The organism is Campylobacter concisus, from assembly GCF_902460415.1.
GTDB lineage: Bacteria > Campylobacterota > Campylobacteria > Campylobacterales > Campylobacteraceae > Campylobacter_A > Campylobacter_A concisus_Y.
Window position 1 is genome coordinate 356,564 of record NZ_CABPTY010000002.1, and the last position, 16,133, is coordinate 372,696.

10 protein-coding genes are annotated in these 16,133 nt (G+C 34.2%); 6 read left to right on the top strand and 4 right to left on the bottom strand.

Annotated elements, in window-relative coordinates; all coding sequences use genetic code 11:
- Nucleotides 1-5,792 (top strand): hypothetical protein (locus FZ940_RS05850; protein WP_187422145.1); only part of this gene is annotated, 5,792 nt, incomplete at its 5' end.
- A 43-nt stretch (nt 5,793-5,835) separates the two neighbouring features.
- Here FZ940_RS05850 and FZ940_RS05855 read toward each other — a convergent pair.
- Nucleotides 5,836-6,057 carry a hypothetical protein gene (locus tag FZ940_RS05855; RefSeq protein WP_107793907.1) on the bottom strand — a complete coding sequence of 74 codons (222 nt, stop codon included), beginning with the start codon at nt 6,055-6,057 and terminating at the stop codon, nt 5,836-5,838.
- A gap of 656 nt (nt 6,058-6,713) precedes the next feature.
- On the bottom strand, nt 6,714-8,462 hold the full coding sequence (locus FZ940_RS05860) for a site-specific integrase (protein ID WP_148821904.1): 1,749 nt from the start codon (nt 8,460-8,462) through the stop codon (nt 6,714-6,716).
- Between the two features lie 1,302 nt (nt 8,463-9,764).
- On the opposite strand from FZ940_RS05860, the gene FZ940_RS05870 reads away from it, so the two are divergent.
- The 4 genes from FZ940_RS05870 (at nt 9,765) to FZ940_RS05885 (ending at nt 13,545) form a co-directional block, all read left to right on the top strand.
- Nucleotides 9,765-10,067, top strand: a complete 303-nt coding sequence (locus FZ940_RS05870; protein ID WP_035142770.1) for a hypothetical protein — start codon at nt 9,765-9,767, stop codon at nt 10,065-10,067.
- Nucleotides 10,045-10,590: a hypothetical protein gene (locus tag FZ940_RS05875; protein WP_107687083.1), complete on the top strand. Its 546-nt coding sequence runs from the start codon at nt 10,045-10,047 to the stop codon at nt 10,588-10,590. The genes FZ940_RS05870 and FZ940_RS05875 overlap by 23 nt, the downstream gene beginning before the upstream one ends.
- Nucleotides 10,591-10,742: 152 nt before the next feature.
- Nucleotides 10,743-11,105 (top strand): plasmid mobilization relaxosome protein MobC, encoded by a 363-nt coding sequence (gene mobC / locus FZ940_RS05880; protein ID WP_103644673.1) that lies wholly within the window; start codon nt 10,743-10,745, stop codon nt 11,103-11,105.
- A complete protein-coding gene (locus FZ940_RS05885) occupies nt 11,095-13,545 on the top strand; it encodes an aminotransferase (protein WP_148821905.1) in 2,451 nt (816 codons plus the stop codon). The genes mobC and FZ940_RS05885 overlap by 11 nt, the downstream gene beginning before the upstream one ends.
- Nucleotides 13,546-13,603: 58 nt before the next feature.
- Here the strand turns inward: FZ940_RS05885 and FZ940_RS05890 are convergent, their stop codons facing one another.
- Together FZ940_RS05890 and FZ940_RS09845 are read right to left on the bottom strand one after the other, a co-directional pair.
- A complete protein-coding gene (locus FZ940_RS05890) occupies nt 13,604-14,818 on the bottom strand; it encodes an ATP-binding protein (protein WP_103578014.1) in 1,215 nt (404 codons plus the stop codon).
- A 303-nt stretch (nt 14,819-15,121) separates the two neighbouring features.
- The gene (locus tag FZ940_RS09845) at nt 15,122-15,361 is read right to left on the bottom strand and encodes a restriction endonuclease (RefSeq protein WP_087580539.1); all 240 of its coding nucleotides are present in this window, start codon (nt 15,359-15,361) and stop codon (nt 15,122-15,124) included.
- A 4-nt stretch (nt 15,362-15,365) separates the two neighbouring features.
- Between FZ940_RS09845 and FZ940_RS05900 the strand changes: the two genes are divergently transcribed.
- The gene (locus tag FZ940_RS05900; protein WP_258030415.1) at nt 15,366-16,085 is read left to right on the top strand and encodes a DUF1722 domain-containing protein; all 720 of its coding nucleotides are present in this window, start codon (nt 15,366-15,368) and stop codon (nt 16,083-16,085) included.
- Nucleotides 16,086-16,133 lie beyond the last annotated feature (48 nt).

Sequence of the window (16,133 nt, forward strand, 5' to 3'; positions counted from 1 at the left end):
GTAAAGATACTCTAACTCTAGATCAAGACTCTAACAATAACGAAACAGTAGCTGATATCTCAGCTTTACAACAAGCCATCTTAAAAGGAACAGATCTTAATGCTCTAGAAGAAACTGCTGCAGGTGGTCCACAAGCAGGTGGTAATGGTGGAGATGGCGTAAGCTTATCTTCTACTAGCTTTGCAGAAGGAGGCCACATTAGTAACATATATGCTAATTATGGTAATCTGCCAGATAATGGAGGTAATTACGTAAGTGATTATTCTGCAATAAGTGGAGGTAGATTGGATACGCAGGATGCGACAAATACCATTATACCTCCTACTCCGACCGTAAAATTTACGGAAGATAAAAATGGTGACCACCTACTAAATAAAGACGAAAACAATACCGACGGCGATCAAAACAAAACGACGGTAAGAATAACCGTTCCTAACAACGGTAGCGTCGAAGTTGGCGATACTTTAAATATCGTAATTTATAAACCGAACGGTTCTAGCGAATCTAGAAAAGTACCTATAACGCAGCAAATTATAGATAACGGACACGTTTTGACTGACGTTCCGGTAGAAAATAACAAAAATTCTGTAGTAACCGCCACTATAACTAACAAATACGGAAACACCGGCGGCGAAGGCAGTGATACGGTAACTACCGATACGATCGCTCCGACTACTCCAACCGTAAAATTTACAGATGATACAAATAATGACAAATTTTTAAATGAAAGCGAAAATAAAGCAAATGGTGATACAAATACTACTCCTGTTAAAATTACCGTTCCTGCGGACGCAAAGGTAGGAGATAAGCTAGAAATTACTATTACTAAGCCAGACGGTACGACCGAGAATATAACCAAAACCATTACTCCTGAAATAAAAAACAACGGTTATATAATACCTGACGTTCCAGTTAAGAACGGAGAAACTTCTACCGTAAGTGCTTATATAACAGATCAGGCTGGAAATAAGGGCGGTGAAGGCAGAGATACGATAACTACCGATACTACGGCTAAAGCACCGATTGTTACGTTTGTCGAAGATAAGAACGCGAAAGCTACGCCAAATCCTACAAACCCTGACGATACGAGTGACGGTATACTAAATAATCCAGAAAATGCGAGCGACGGCAAGATAGATACCTCAAAAGTTGAGATAAAATTTCCAGGCGATGTAACCGCTGGTGATAAACTAAACATAACCATTAAGGATCCAACGAACCCTAGTCCTACGACGCAAGAAATAACTATAACTCAAGCCATGATAGACAACGGCAATAAATACTCGCTAGACGTTCCAGTTAGAAACAAACAAAATTCTAAAGTAGAAGCGACTATTACCGATAAGGTAGGAAATACTAGCGAAAGCGCATACGACGAAGTAAAACTAGAATCCGATAAACCTAAGCCGCCGGTAGTAAAATTTACGGAAGACGTATACGTTGATCATATTTTATCTCGCGAAGAGAAGGGAGATCCGAAAGATACTTCTCCGGTAAAAATAACTATACCGGATCAAACCGGACTGCCAGATAGTGAGAAAGTTAAAGTAGGCGATACACTAAATATAAAAATCTTCGGTGGAGGCAACAATGAAACATTTAACGTCAAAATTACTAAAGATATTTTAAACGACTTAAAAGGCAACGGCTTTAAGTTAGACGGTTCAAACAGCTTTGAAAATATAAAATCGGACGGCTCCACCGAAACTGTGAGGCCTAATCCTAAAGTTAGAAATTTCGATCAAACGACCGTTACCGCTACGATAACAAACGAATACGGCAATGCTAGCGATCAAGGAAAAGACTATGTTACGCCTAAAGTTGCTCCGAGAGTTACCTTCACGGAAGATTCTAGTAACAACGGAATGCTAAATTTTTATGAAAACAGAAGCGGCGATAGTAATCTAAAAACTACGACGGCAAAGATTGAGCTTCCTTACGGCGTTAAGGCGGCTGACGATTATTTAAAATTTGATATTACAACAGACAGTACGTCTAATATAAAGCTTAAACTAAGTAATCTTTCGGATACGACCGAGACTACGATAGCTCCCGGTATAACAGCGACTATTTCGGCAGATAAACAAAGTATTACGCTAAAAGGCGTACCGGTATCTAGAGATTTTAAGACGACCATAGAAAATGCCGTAGTTTTAGAAAACAACGGCGTTACCAAAAAAAGCGACGAATCTAATAAAGACGAAGTTATAGTCGAAAAAGAGGGCATATACGTAGAATTTGCCGAAAAACAAAGCGTAAAAGTAGGTGGTGGCAACGACGCGCTATCAAGATCAGACAGCATGAAGGACGGCAAGGTAAATGAAATAGATGCAATCATCTCAATCCCTAAAAACGTAAGAGATGGCGATATATTAAGACTTGAAATAAAAGATCCTATCAAAGGGACGACAACGAGAGAATACACTATCCACACGGACGCAAAAGGATTTTTAAACTCTATAACGTCAAATAAACCAAGCGATTATCCTGACCTAGAAAGTAAATTTCCGTCTGCCGAACCGACTTCAAATCAAAAATACGAATATATACTCAAAGGCGTAGGGCTAGAAGCCGGCAAAAAAACTACCGTAGAGGCTACCTTAGACTACCGAAAAGGAACGGATGACGATACGGTAACGACGGACGTAAGCAAAAAAGCGACTACCCAGATAGAGAACATCAAGGCCCCAGAAGTAATATTTGAAGACGCAAAAGGCGGTACAAGTGTAAGTAGAACCGATGCTAGAAAAGGCGCAAATGGCGACTACCTAACCGACGTTACTATAAAAATTCCATCAAATGCGGTAAACGGCGATAAGATAGAGGTAAAAATATATGAACCAGGTAAGCCAACCCCTACGCCAAAAATTTACACCATAAATAAAAGCAATAGTAAAAGCGGAAAGATCGACAGCCTAACTGATGAAAAAGGTCATCAAATAAATACTACGGCGGATAAAAAAGGTTTCGTTATAAAAGACGTAGTGATGAAAACCGGCAAGCAAACCGAAGTAACAGCCAAAGTACTCTCGGATGCTACTCATAATAACGTAGCCGTCGATGAAAGCCCAGTAGCTGAAGCCTCTATAACCGTTTCTAATCTAAATAGAGTTTCAATAGCGTTTGATAAAGACAAGAATGAAAATTCGCTACTCTCAAGACCTGAAAGCGCAAGCGAAAATAATTTGGCGATCTATAAAACTACCGCTAAAATAACGCTTCCGAATAATATCTTGGAAAAAGACAAGGTAACTATTGATATAGATGGAACCCAAAAGGATTATATCGTTGAAAAAGATTCAAACGGCAATCTGCTTCTTTCTCATGGAAGCGAAAAATTAGAAATAAAAGACGGTGCGGTAACTATAAAAGATATAGAACTAAAAACGAGCGGCGATACGAAGATTTCGGTTAGCGTTACCGATAAAAACGGAGCGGTCGCAGAGGCTAAAAATAATATATCTATGGACACCTTAAATAACGATATGTTAATTAAGTTTGACGAAGACAAAAACAACGACGGAGCCGTATCTACGGATAAGGACGAAACTACTGCGAGCATTAAGCTTCCGTCGAATACGGTTCACGGAGATATATTAAAGCTTAAGATAGGCAATGAACCAGAAAAATCATATATCATTGAGAAGAATGCGAACGGAAAATTTGAAATTACCGAAATAGATTCCGCTAAAAAGAAAATAGACAGGCCGATAGAAGCCGACGATAATAAAATAGTTAAAGTTCCTGTTCCTATTAATGATGTAAGTCCTACGAAAGTTAGCGCCGAGGTAGTCGATTACGAAGGTAAGGGCGTAGCCGTGAAATCAGAAAACGATATTAAAAAAGCTTCCGGCGGCGGCGATTCGTTGATGGTAACTTATGAGGAGGATACTAATAGAGATGCTAAATTAAGTAGAGCAGAAGCTAATCAAGACGGAACAGCGAGCAAAACGAATGCCGTTATAACGCTACCTGTTGGCAAAATAGTAACCGGTGATAAACTAACGGTAGATATAAACGAGCCAATCAAGCCAAGCGAGCCAAACGGCAATAGAAAGCTAGAGTACATTCTTACTAAAAATAGCGACGGCTCCGTAAGTGCTGTGGACGAAAACGGTAATCCAGTAAATATCGAAGAAGGGCTCATCAAAGTTCCGGTAAACGTTAAAGTCGGTACGCAAACGACTACGAAAGTAACGCTAGAAGATAGCACCGGGGTTAATAAGGGCACACCCGGAGAAAAATCTATAGAGTTAGAGAAAGGACTAGATAATAAGCCTATTAAGGTAACGTTCGACGAAGATAATCTAAATAGGGATGGCACGATAGACCGCGTAGAAGCCAACGAAGATGGCAATATTTATACTACTACGGCAACTGTGACTATACCTTACAACGCATCTATCGGTGATAAATTAAAAGTAGAGATTAGTACTGAATTGACGCCTAGAGAATACGAGCTAAAAAGCGTAGACGGTAAAATAAAAGCGGTTTCGTCAAGTGGCGAAATACTAGACGTGATAGATAACGCGATAAAAATTCCTAACGTTAAGCTTGCATATACTGCGCCAACTTCGGGAAATCCGGCTCCAGCATTGGTTCCGACTACGGTAAAAGCTACGTTAACCGACGCATACGGCGAAGATAAAACGATAGACAATAAGAATATAAATTTAAATATGGGCTTTAGCGGAAAACTCGAAGCGGTATTCACCGAGGACTTAAATCACAATAAAGTTCTAAGCAGAGACGAAGCGGCGATAGACGGCAATGCCGGTAAAACTACTCTCAGCCTAAAACTTCCAAGTAATGTTATTGCTGGAGATAAGATTAGTGTTACTATAAAAACCGACGGTCAAGTCACCAGAACCGAAAAATTTACGCTTGAAAAAGAAAACGGTGAACTTGTTGCTAAAAGCGCTAATGGCGACAAGATATCTCTTGAAGGAGGAGCGATAAATCTAAAAGATATAGACGTGAGCGAAGGCCATAAGTACAGTGCAGAAGCTAAGTTAACTAACAGTAAAGACGAATACGAGCAAACGTCTACGAACGAGGTCGAGCTAGAAAAGATGCAATATATAAGCTCTTATAGTGAAAGCGAAGATGCGAGCAACAAAGGCTTGCATAACGTAAAGCTATATTTACCGGAAGATGCTAGAGAGGGAGATAAAATTTCTCTTACTTATACAGATCCGAACGATCATAGTAAAACCGTTACGAAAGAGCTAAACGGACTAACTCAACCAGACATAGATAATGGTTACATTTCGACTCAAATAAACGTAAATCCGGAAAAAGACTACGACGTAAAAGTAGTGGCTCAAACGGCTGATTCAAGTGGTTCAAATCACAGCGTAGCATCTTCGTTTACTATAAAAGTAAAGCAGGATAGCGGTGACGATACGGTAGAATTTAACGCAAACAACAATAGAATGTACGGCGGCAACGGTACGGATACTTTAGTATTTAAAGAAAGCGTAGATCTAAGTAATGTAGCGAATCTGGGCGATAAAGTTTATAAATTTGAACAAATTAAGCTTGGAGATGACGGAGCGAGCGGTGCGGTTAATCTAACGATTAATCCGAAAAACGTTTTAGATATAACTGACAATAAAGACGTTAGATTAAAAATTATGGGCGACGATCACGATAAGGTTAATTTAGATAGTCATGAATGGAAAAGAACAGCAGATACCAATAGTGGCAACAAGACCTACGAAAGTATGTATGAAATCAATGGACATACCGTTAAAATAGAGGTAGACCAAAAAATTCATACCGACTTCTAAGAAGGTTTTGCGACGAGCTTAAAACTCGTCGCAATTTTTATCTTCATATATTGATCTTGTTTGCATTATTTCTAATATAAATTTTTTTATCAACAATAGTATTAAGACGTTTTGCTAGATGGCTTAGTCTAAAACCAAACACATAGACTACAAAGTACCTACAGTTTTTGGTTCCGATAAAGTCGATAAAAAATGGATAGTTAAATTTAGTGTAGTTGGTTGATTTTATTACACTAATAGGTTGATCTTGCTGGTAGCCTAGCATCTACCTTTCATTAGTAATTCAAAGAACCATTATAAAACGATCTATTTGCTCTTTAAAAATTCTCAGTGCTATATCTTTAAAAATTCTCAGTGCTATATCTTTAAATATTCTCAAGTTTTTATTGGATCCTTAGTTATAATTTAAATGTTTTATTACCAAAAATCATATTTAATGGATAAAGTTCGTCTAAATTTTTATATTTTTCTTTGCTCGGTCAAATAAAAATTTTGCCCGTCTGGCTAAGACCTTACAGCAAGCTCAGCCCGAGCTTGCTAAGTAAGTTTATCAACATATAAAAATGTTGATGCTTAATAGGGGTGAATCTAGATAATTAAAGTGTATGGTAGCATAATTTTACGTAATGTTACATAAAGTAAAACCACGTAAAACACGTATAGTGAAGTACAGTAAGGTAAAACACGTATACCAAAGTAAAACTACGTAAAATAGGTATACCTAAGTATAGTAACGTAAATTAAGTATAGTAAAGTAAGTATACGTAATTTACGTATAGTGAAGTCACGTGAAGTATAGTTAAGTGAAGTTAGGTTAAGTATAGTAAGGTATAGTGAAGTAAAACAAGTATACCTAGGTAAAACCACGTAAAATAAGTATAGTGAAGTAAAGTTACGTAATAAAATGTATTATGAGATATATTAGTAACTTACCATTTCAACTTTTGCTTTTAATACACTAGCATTTATATTTGTAGCATAGGTTCCTAATAAAATTTTATACTGCTTCTCATGTCCTACTATTTGAGCTATGATATTTGGCTCTACTTCTTGTTGGACAAGCGTATCTATAAAATAGTGTCTAAAAGAGTAAAAAGTCTTTTGCTTGTTGCTACTTATTAGTTTTCGTTGTATTTGAGATCTAAAAATTTCTGAAAAGTCTTTATTGCTTACTTTGAAGATACTTTTGTTTGTACTAGCTCTTTGTTTTACAAACTCTATTAATCCAAGCTCTATTAACTTACTATGAACTGGTACAAGCCTTATGGAATTTATATTTTTAGTACTCTTGCCATCATCTCTATTTATACTAAAACAAAGCACGTTATTATGATAAATGATGTCACTTGCTCTTAGCTGAACTATCTCATTTATTCTCATGCCACTATATGCTGCTATCATAGTTATATAATATAGATCATTTGCGTTTATCCGTTTGCTTGGTGACTTGTTTATTTCTTTAAAATTTTGGACTATTTTAAAGATAGTATTAGCCTCTTCTTTGCTATAAGGCAGAACCTTACGCTCCATTGGATTTATCTCTACTTTTACGTTTAGATCATTTACGATGCTCTTACTTATGTAGTCACTGTTATAGCAATACTTAAAAAACTGAATAACCCTTATCATATACTTTTGTATAGTTACTTGTGATAGCTTGGGATCGTTTTTACCTATGCGTATGATTTGCTCTAAGTTTTTGTCTTTGTATTTAGCTTTTTGATTTAGCTTGGTTGGTATGAGGGCCAAAGTATTTCTAAATTTAAGCAGATCATCTCGTGATATGGTTGTGATATCTCTGCTTGGATGAAAAAATTTAAACAATATATTACCTACTATATTTACCAGATCCATAGTGCTATTTGACCACTTTTGGCTAATGCTAGTATTTGCTATAAAATTTTCAAATGCTGTTTTTAGTGTGATGATCTCTTTATTCTCTACATTTCTTTGGCTGGTAGAGCATGGTACTATCTCATATTCTTGTCTTATTTCATCATTTAAAATACCTACACTAAAGCTTTTATCTCCTACTTTTATGCGTTTACCTATGATATGACTACCGCTAGTTAGTATCTGCTCTACACTTCTCTCATCATCTTTGGTTTTTACTAGCTTAAGAGGAGTGTTGAGTCCATATTGTTGCTTGGCAGTTGTCATTATGGCATGTGAGAAATTTTTAGTTAGATTTTTAATGCCTTCCTTATTAAGAGGTAGTCCATGTGTTTCATTAAGGGTTTCAATATTATCCTGAAAGCTATCTATATTGTTTGATTCAAATCTATAATTTTCATCTTGTTTGTTTAAAAATTTAAGCTTTTTAGAAACGAGGTTTGTGCTTTTATCAAGCTTTGATATAAGATAGTTTAGTGATAATATATGTTTCTCAAGCAAGGTTTGAGCTATACTGGCTTTATCATCTTGATCTATGGCTTCATCTAAGTTGTTAGATAAAATTTCAGCTTTATTTATTAAAGCCTCATTACTTTGTTTGAGAAGATTAGGAAAGCCATCATTTTTTAAGGCTTCTTTGAAGTGCTGATTTAGTGCATCCGCAAAGTCAACATCTATCTTTTTATCATAAAGTGAATGCTCTTTTATGCTCTTGTCTACCTTTGCTTGCATAAAACTATCAACTAATGAATCTATAATTCCTTGATTTAGCTTCATATCCACTGCCTTTGTTATGAGATAAATATATCTATCATAAATTCTAGCAGATTTTCTGGCTTTTAATATGGAACAAGTCCCCAAGGAGAAGCATAACTCTCTTGAACAATTAAAAACTTTTCTTGCTTTTGGGGTGATGACACTTCGGTAGTAATAAATTCCATTACGATTTTTTAGATGTACCATGGATTTGTAGTGGAACAAAAGTGGGACACTTGACTAATGCTTATTGGAAAAAGTTGTTTGTAATGGTGATGTAGCAGGGCTTTAAGCGATATTTAAAAATTTATCTCATAAGCCGGAGGTCGGGAGTTCAAGTCTCCCCCGTGACACCATAAATACCTAAACTACGATGTTTCTACAATATTATATTGCAGTCACCTTTCATGAAATATAGCTTAATGTTTGTAGCAAAATAAAATTTTATGTAGCAAATTCTTAAGCTTGCAGTAATTTTAACACGTTTTTGTAAAATTTTTAAAAAACAAGTAAAATTTTTTAACGAATAATCTACTATAATATAATCTGTCACTTTGCCGGGTTAAATTTTTATCATAGTTTAAATAAAATAAGTATAGATGTATAGTAGAAATGGCGTTTGTAGCTATTGAATATTGGCTAAAAAATATTTTTGATGATTATTATACATTCATACCCCTAGTGATAAAACACAAAATAGAGATAGGCTGCATAAGCATCACGAGATCCTGCGTATGTCAAATACTGGCTACCATTTATAAAGATAAAAGAGTCAGAGTATTTAAAGGCAAAATTTGAGAATTTGTTTGGAGAGTATTTGGTGCGCAATTGATGATGATGCAATAATTTTTATTTGGTAATTTTAAGATATTTGTTTCGATTCCTCATATAAATACTAGCATTAAGTAATTCATAAGTATTTTTATGCTATACAATCAATTATAAGCAAAAACCCCTTGATATATCGTGCTTTTTAAAACATAAAATCATTTTTTTATTCTACTTACTATCAAATTCATTGACTCGACTATAAAAAAAGATTATAATGCTCACAATTTTTAAAAATAAAATATTTTTAACCAAAGGAGGTTAAGATGATCAAAATTAGTTAGAAGCAGAGGTTCTGTTTAAGTGTTAGAAAAGAACCTCTACGATAAATTTTAGCGTTTTTATTGTAACCGTTCTCTACTTTTAAACTACTTAAATAAGAACTTCATTAATACCAACCATATTGAGTTTATTGGGCAAACTATAGGTATGTCTATTTTGGTGAGATGGCTATTGCTGTCTTTATAAAATTTTAAAAAGTCATAGGAGAAAAACATGGCTAATAAAAAAATGCTTTTAAATGATTTAAAAGCTATCAGAAAAAATAAAATAAAACAGGAGATTAAACAAGCATGCATTGAAGCCTTGTTTCCACAAAAAGCTACGATCAAAGAGTGCAGGCTAGTAATCGAAGATCGTTTTGGTATCAAGCTATCAAATAATGAGTTTTCCAAATGGAAGAAAGAATATGAGGCAAAAAATGCAAACCAACCCTCTGATGCATGTCATATTCTCGGTTCCAAAGAAGACGAAAAAAACGATGAGGAACTAAGCAATGGCACTAACAATCAAGAGTAGTGATACAGCAGTTGCGGCAAACGCAGTAATTGCTCTACAAGAACATATCGAAATTGGTAATAAGGTTAGTGAAAATATTAGAAATAATATTGAACTTTTTAATCAAGCCGCAGATAGCTTTGATAAAAGCTTTAAAGAAAAAATAGAACTTATAGAGCAAGGAGGTATTGAACTTATAAATGCAACAAAAGAGATTCAAAACAACTTTCAAAATACTCTAAAGAGTGCAGATAAAACTATATCAAAGATTAACTCATCTTTTACCTCTTTGATGAAAAAGATAGCATATGTGTTAATTACCATTGTGTTTATAGAAGCACTCTTCTTTTTTGGCTACTTGTTTTATGATAGCCATAAGACAAATGAAACCAAATCTTCACTACAAAATAGGCTAGATAAAGCACTTTATAACGTGTCTAATCTTCAAGGCTTTATTATCCATATTTACAACCAAGATGGTCAAAAAGCTAGCGAGGATTTTACTAAATGGCTAAACACAAATGGTGACAGCAATGTTCAGTAGCAAGCAAATTTTTCTAATAGCAAGACACATACAATGTATGACACTTCGTTTTCATACCTTGTATAATCTTGCTCTGCCGAGGGCTGCAATGCGAGACATAAGAAGCGTTAAAACGCTTCTTCTCGCTATCACATTTTATGAAAGGATATCATATGTCAAAAAATGTCAAGGATAAGATGCTCTCCGTAAGGATCACTTATCAACAATACAATAAGTTATATAAAATAGCTCTAGAGCTAGATATGTCAAGATCAGAAATCATTTCCTATCTTATAGATAATGGCACTATAAATTCTGAATCTATAAAAAAGAAAGAGCTATATCCAGCAATAATTGCAAATTTTGCTAGACCTTTTAATAACATTAATCAAATAGCAAAGAAACTAAATATAGCTTATAAGACTAGTGGCAATATAGCTTTAGAAGTGATACTGCAGACACAAGAAGAGTTGTACAAAGTTCAATCAGTGCTAACTGAAATTTTAAGCCTAATAAAGAGTAGCTATGATAGCTAAGATCTCAAAGGGAGAAAAAGGCATAGCTGATTATCTAAAAACTGGCAAGAAAAGAGATTCAAAGCTAACTAGAGATGAAAAAGATGATAGATTACCACTGGCTGGAAATTTAGATCTTATCGAGATGTCTGAAAAGCACCAGAGCAAGAAAAAGAATAAGAAACATAACTACTATCATATATCCTTGTCATTTACTTCAGAGGAGTGGAACAAACTATATGAAAGTGGCAATATAGATGAGCTTATAATAGACTTTCTCAGACTCACTTTCCCAAATCACGACATAGATGAGCTACTTTTTTATGCTGAAGCTCATCTGCCTATAATCAAAGAAGAGCCATATATTCCTCGCCCAGAAGGGGCACTAGAAAATAGAACATTAAACAAGAAACATAAAAATGGTGAACCACTAAAAAGAGAGCCTCATGTTCATCTAATAGTCTCTTTTGAAAATATGAAATTTACCCATAGTGTAAAAACCGGTGGAGTTATATATACAAAAGGTGCAGCCAAGCAACAAATAAAAGCTGTTATGGCTAAATCAGCAGAAAAATTTAAAAGAGTGGTTAATGACATCTTATCTAACAAGTATGGTCTAAATAATATAGAGCCTTTAGGTATGGATGAAGACCAACTAAATAAACAATATGAAAGCTTTAAAAGTGCAGCACAAAAGGTTAAGAAAGGCAAAGAAAAAGATACACAGATAAAGATAGAAACAGATGTTGTGATCGAGCCAAAAGCTAATACAAAAGAGCAAAATATAAGTGTTGAAGAGTTACTAGCTGATGCTAAAAATTCTACAGCTGATTATCTATTAAGAATGATAGAAGAAGATGAGAGTTTCAAAAAAGACTATTATGATAGGGCAAAGAGGCTTAACGCAATGGATATAAGAGAATTTTTGCCTATGATCAATGCAAAATTTAACATTACCGCAAAACCTGAAATGGTAAATGACAAATATAAAGTAAGAGTGGATGGTTTTAATGGAACTTATAATCTAACTGACCTAATGTGTAAGATAGTCTATAATGGCAGAAAAGGAGCGTTGTTTCACGTAGTTAATGAGCTAGAGCAAATGCTTATAGAGCTTGAGGCCAATAAAAATGAGCCAAAGATAACATTAAGTGTAAGTAGTGACTTTGGCACGCCAAATAAAGACCCAAAAGCTCAAGTGTTAAATAGCTGGAAAACGATACAAATAGAGCCATACAATCTAAAATCAATACTTAAAAACTATTCAGCTATATCAGTGGCAAGTTTCAAAGATAAAAGTGAAGAAGCTAGCAGTATTGATGGCATAACTCCTACGCTTATATATGATATAGATAACTCTAAATTTACTGCAAATGATGCTCAAAATTTACTACAAAGTAAAGGAATAAAAGGCTTCATACACCCAACCACCTATCAAGCGCCAGACACAAAAGTAGAGAAATTTAAACTCATCATACCCACAACAAAGACTCCAAGCTTAAATGAATATGATGAATACATAAAAGAGATAACAAGAGAGCTTGGGTTATGTAACATAGTAAATAACTCCAGCTTGCATCCTAGTAAATTTCACTACACTCCAGTGCCAGGATCTGAACTTGTAAGCATTAGTGGAAAAACTTTTGATAATACAAGAGCCATTGAAGATGCTGGCTTAAAAACAGATATTAATAATATGGATATTAAAGCCATATATGAAGATTTACAAAATCTAAGAAAATATGAGCTTGGTCATGAAACAAAAGATACCAACTCACATATTAAAAGAACAAGCTACCAAGCTATATCATCAAAGATTCCGATAAAAGAGTTAATAGAATACTTTGAAGAAAACACTATGGTTAAAAAATATGAAGATTGTCAAATACTTTTTAATAATAACAGTAGATATCTATACTTGCCAGAAGAAAACACAGCCTATTCTTTTAACCAAAATAGACACTATACTCCATATATCTACATTAGAGATAAATTTTATGAAGCAGCTAGAAAGATAAAAACTGGATTTTATGATGATGATCTCATTCAAAAGCTAAGACTTAAACAAAATGAATATAAAGGCTTCGTAAAAGGTATCGATGATCATCTAGATATAAATAGATACTATTTAGCTTTTATAAATAGAACTGAAAACTTTAAAAAATATCTATCGAATATAGCTAAGACTAACTATAAAGGCTTAATTTATAATATAAAAACATATATGAAAGATTGGCAAGATATGCAAGGTTTTAATAAGCTAAAGGAGCGTTATAGAACAGATAAGATATATCTAACAGAAGATCATATATTATTTGGTTCACTAAAAATAACAAAGCAAGAGCTATACGATCAAGGACTTGATAAGAATTTTGAAGTAGAGCAATCAAAACAACAATCAAATGAGATAGAGGGCAAAGAGCAAAATGTGAAGTCAGAGTATGATGGTTTGGGAAGGTAGATTATCGTAAGCTGTTATAGAAGACAAATTATTAGCATTGTATCTTCTTGTCCTTCTCTCATCCCATAAAACCAAACGGCAATGCAAACATATCATCATCTAGCTTCATAGCCGTATCTCCAGCATAAAAAACTATGCCTTTATCAAATTTGCTTTGTAAATTTTCTTTTAGATGGTAGATATGCTTAAAGTCATCTTTACTGATAGTTTTTGAGGACTTGACCTCTATGGCTATGAGTTTGCCTGATATCTCAAGGATAAAGTCTATCTCTTTTTGATCACTCGTTCTATAGTAGTATATATTTGCTCTTTTTTTGCTACTGGTATTTGCTTTTAGTAGCTCATCAAATACAAATGTCTCATATATGGCGCCTTTATAAGGAGAATTCGCAAGCTCTTGCGCTGATGAAATTTGAAGTAAATGTGCCAGCACCCCTGTGTCGGTAGCAAAAATTTTAGGTGTTTTTATGAGCCTTTTTAGAGCGTTGTTAAAATATGGCTGAAGCTTTTGGATCTGATAGGTATGCTCTAGCACGCTAAAATAGCTATCAAATGTCTTATTATCAAGCCCAGACTCTAGACATAGCTCGTTTTTGTTAAAGATATTGCCACTTCTTAGCATACATAGGCGGTACATAGTGATAAATTTATCCATATTTCTGATGTTGCCTATCTCTTTGGCATCTGATTCTATATATGTTCTTATATATGAGCTAAACCAGAGATATTTTGATTTCTCTGAGTCTATCTTTGTGATCTCCGGGTAGCCGCCGTTTATGATCTTTTCAGATAAGCCGTCGTTGTCATACTTCTTTAGCGCTAGATGGCTTATATCGCCACTTAAAATATCTATCAAATTTTCATCACTATGGCTTAACTCTTTTTGAGAAAGCGGATAGAGTTCCACTATGCCTATCCTACCAGCCAAAGAGTCCGAGATATCTTTAAAGCCTTTTAAATTTGCAGAGCCAGTTAGTATAAACTGCCCGTTTGTTCTATCTTTATCTACAAATTCTTTTATTGCTAAAAGCAGTATGGGCACTCTTTGTATCTCATCTATCACGATAGGCTTCTCGCAATGCTCTATAAAGCCTTTTGGATCGTTTCTTGCGGATTCATATATATTAATATCGTCAAGCGTTACGTAATTTGGTATATCTAAATTTAAAGCAAGGGTTGATTTGCCAACTTGTCTAGCTCCGCTTATCAAAAGCACAGGAAAGCTTTTCATATACTCTTTTATTTCGTCGCTTATGGCTCGTTTGATGTACATAGTATTTTATCCTTAAATATTTAGGAGTATAATACTATGATTTATATAAATTTACAAGGATGGTTTGGTTAAGATAATTGTATATTTAAATTTAATTCGAACTAAAACTGGCAAGATTAAGTCAGTCACTGTGATTTTCCATCACACTGAGTATTTTATTGGTAGAGTTTTAAGCAATATCACCTCAGATTTTCATATTGACAAATGGCAGTCAAATTTTACCTCAAAAGGAGCAGCACAATAACCATTTTTGGAATATTGCACAGGCTCTTTTATACTGCGACCTAACTTCCCAATAAATTTTTACCTCATAACTTTATCCAGTAGTGATTTATAGCTATCCACTACGTCATAGACCACGCTATCGTTGCTTATAGCCTTAAAATGCTCCTTTGCGCAGTGGATTTTGGACTCTTCGACTTGGCGAAGCTGCATAGAGTTCATAGACCCTTTAGTCTCCGCGACAAAATAAATATGCTTAATATCTCCCTCATAAAATGCAATCGCCCTAAAAAGACAAACCTCTCCAGATACATCAGTCATATATATAGACGAATTTAAAGGAAATATAGAAAAAGAGAAATATCAGCTAGCGATGTATGATAAAAACCGTAAACTAGTAGATATATTAAGAAATAGACATTCACAAACAATAAAAAATATAATAAACGAATTTGAAATACAACCACAAGTAGTTGTAATGGATATGTTTAAGCCATTTAGAAGCATAATAAATAGTAATATAGTTCAGGCCCAAATAGTAGCAGATAAATATCATGTAATAAGACAAGGGATATGGGCATTAAGAGATTTAAGAGTAGAATTATTTAACAAAGACAATGAAAAGTATAAGAAGTTAAAAAAATATTGGAAAATACTAAGTAAAAGCCCAATAAGTCAGTTTAGTCAAAGACAAAAAGAAATATTAAAAGAGATATTAAAAGTAGATAAGACATTGAAAAAGATGTATAGAATAATAAAAGAATTTTACAAGATGTTTGAGAGCAAGACAGTAAAGACAATGAGAAGGAGAATAGAGCAATTAATTGAAAAATTGAGAGTATTTAATATAAAGCAAAGTATAAAACTAGCAGATACAATAACAAGTTGGAAAAAAGAGATAATAAATATAGTAGAATATAAAATAAACAATGGGTTTATAGAAGGAAATAACAACAAAATAAAAGTAATAAAAAGAGTATCTTATGGACTAAGAAACTATGAAAGATTTAGAAAATTGATATATTTACGTCTTTGCAATAGATAGAGGTGTTTTTACACCCCCACTATTGACAAAGAACCATAATAAATTTTA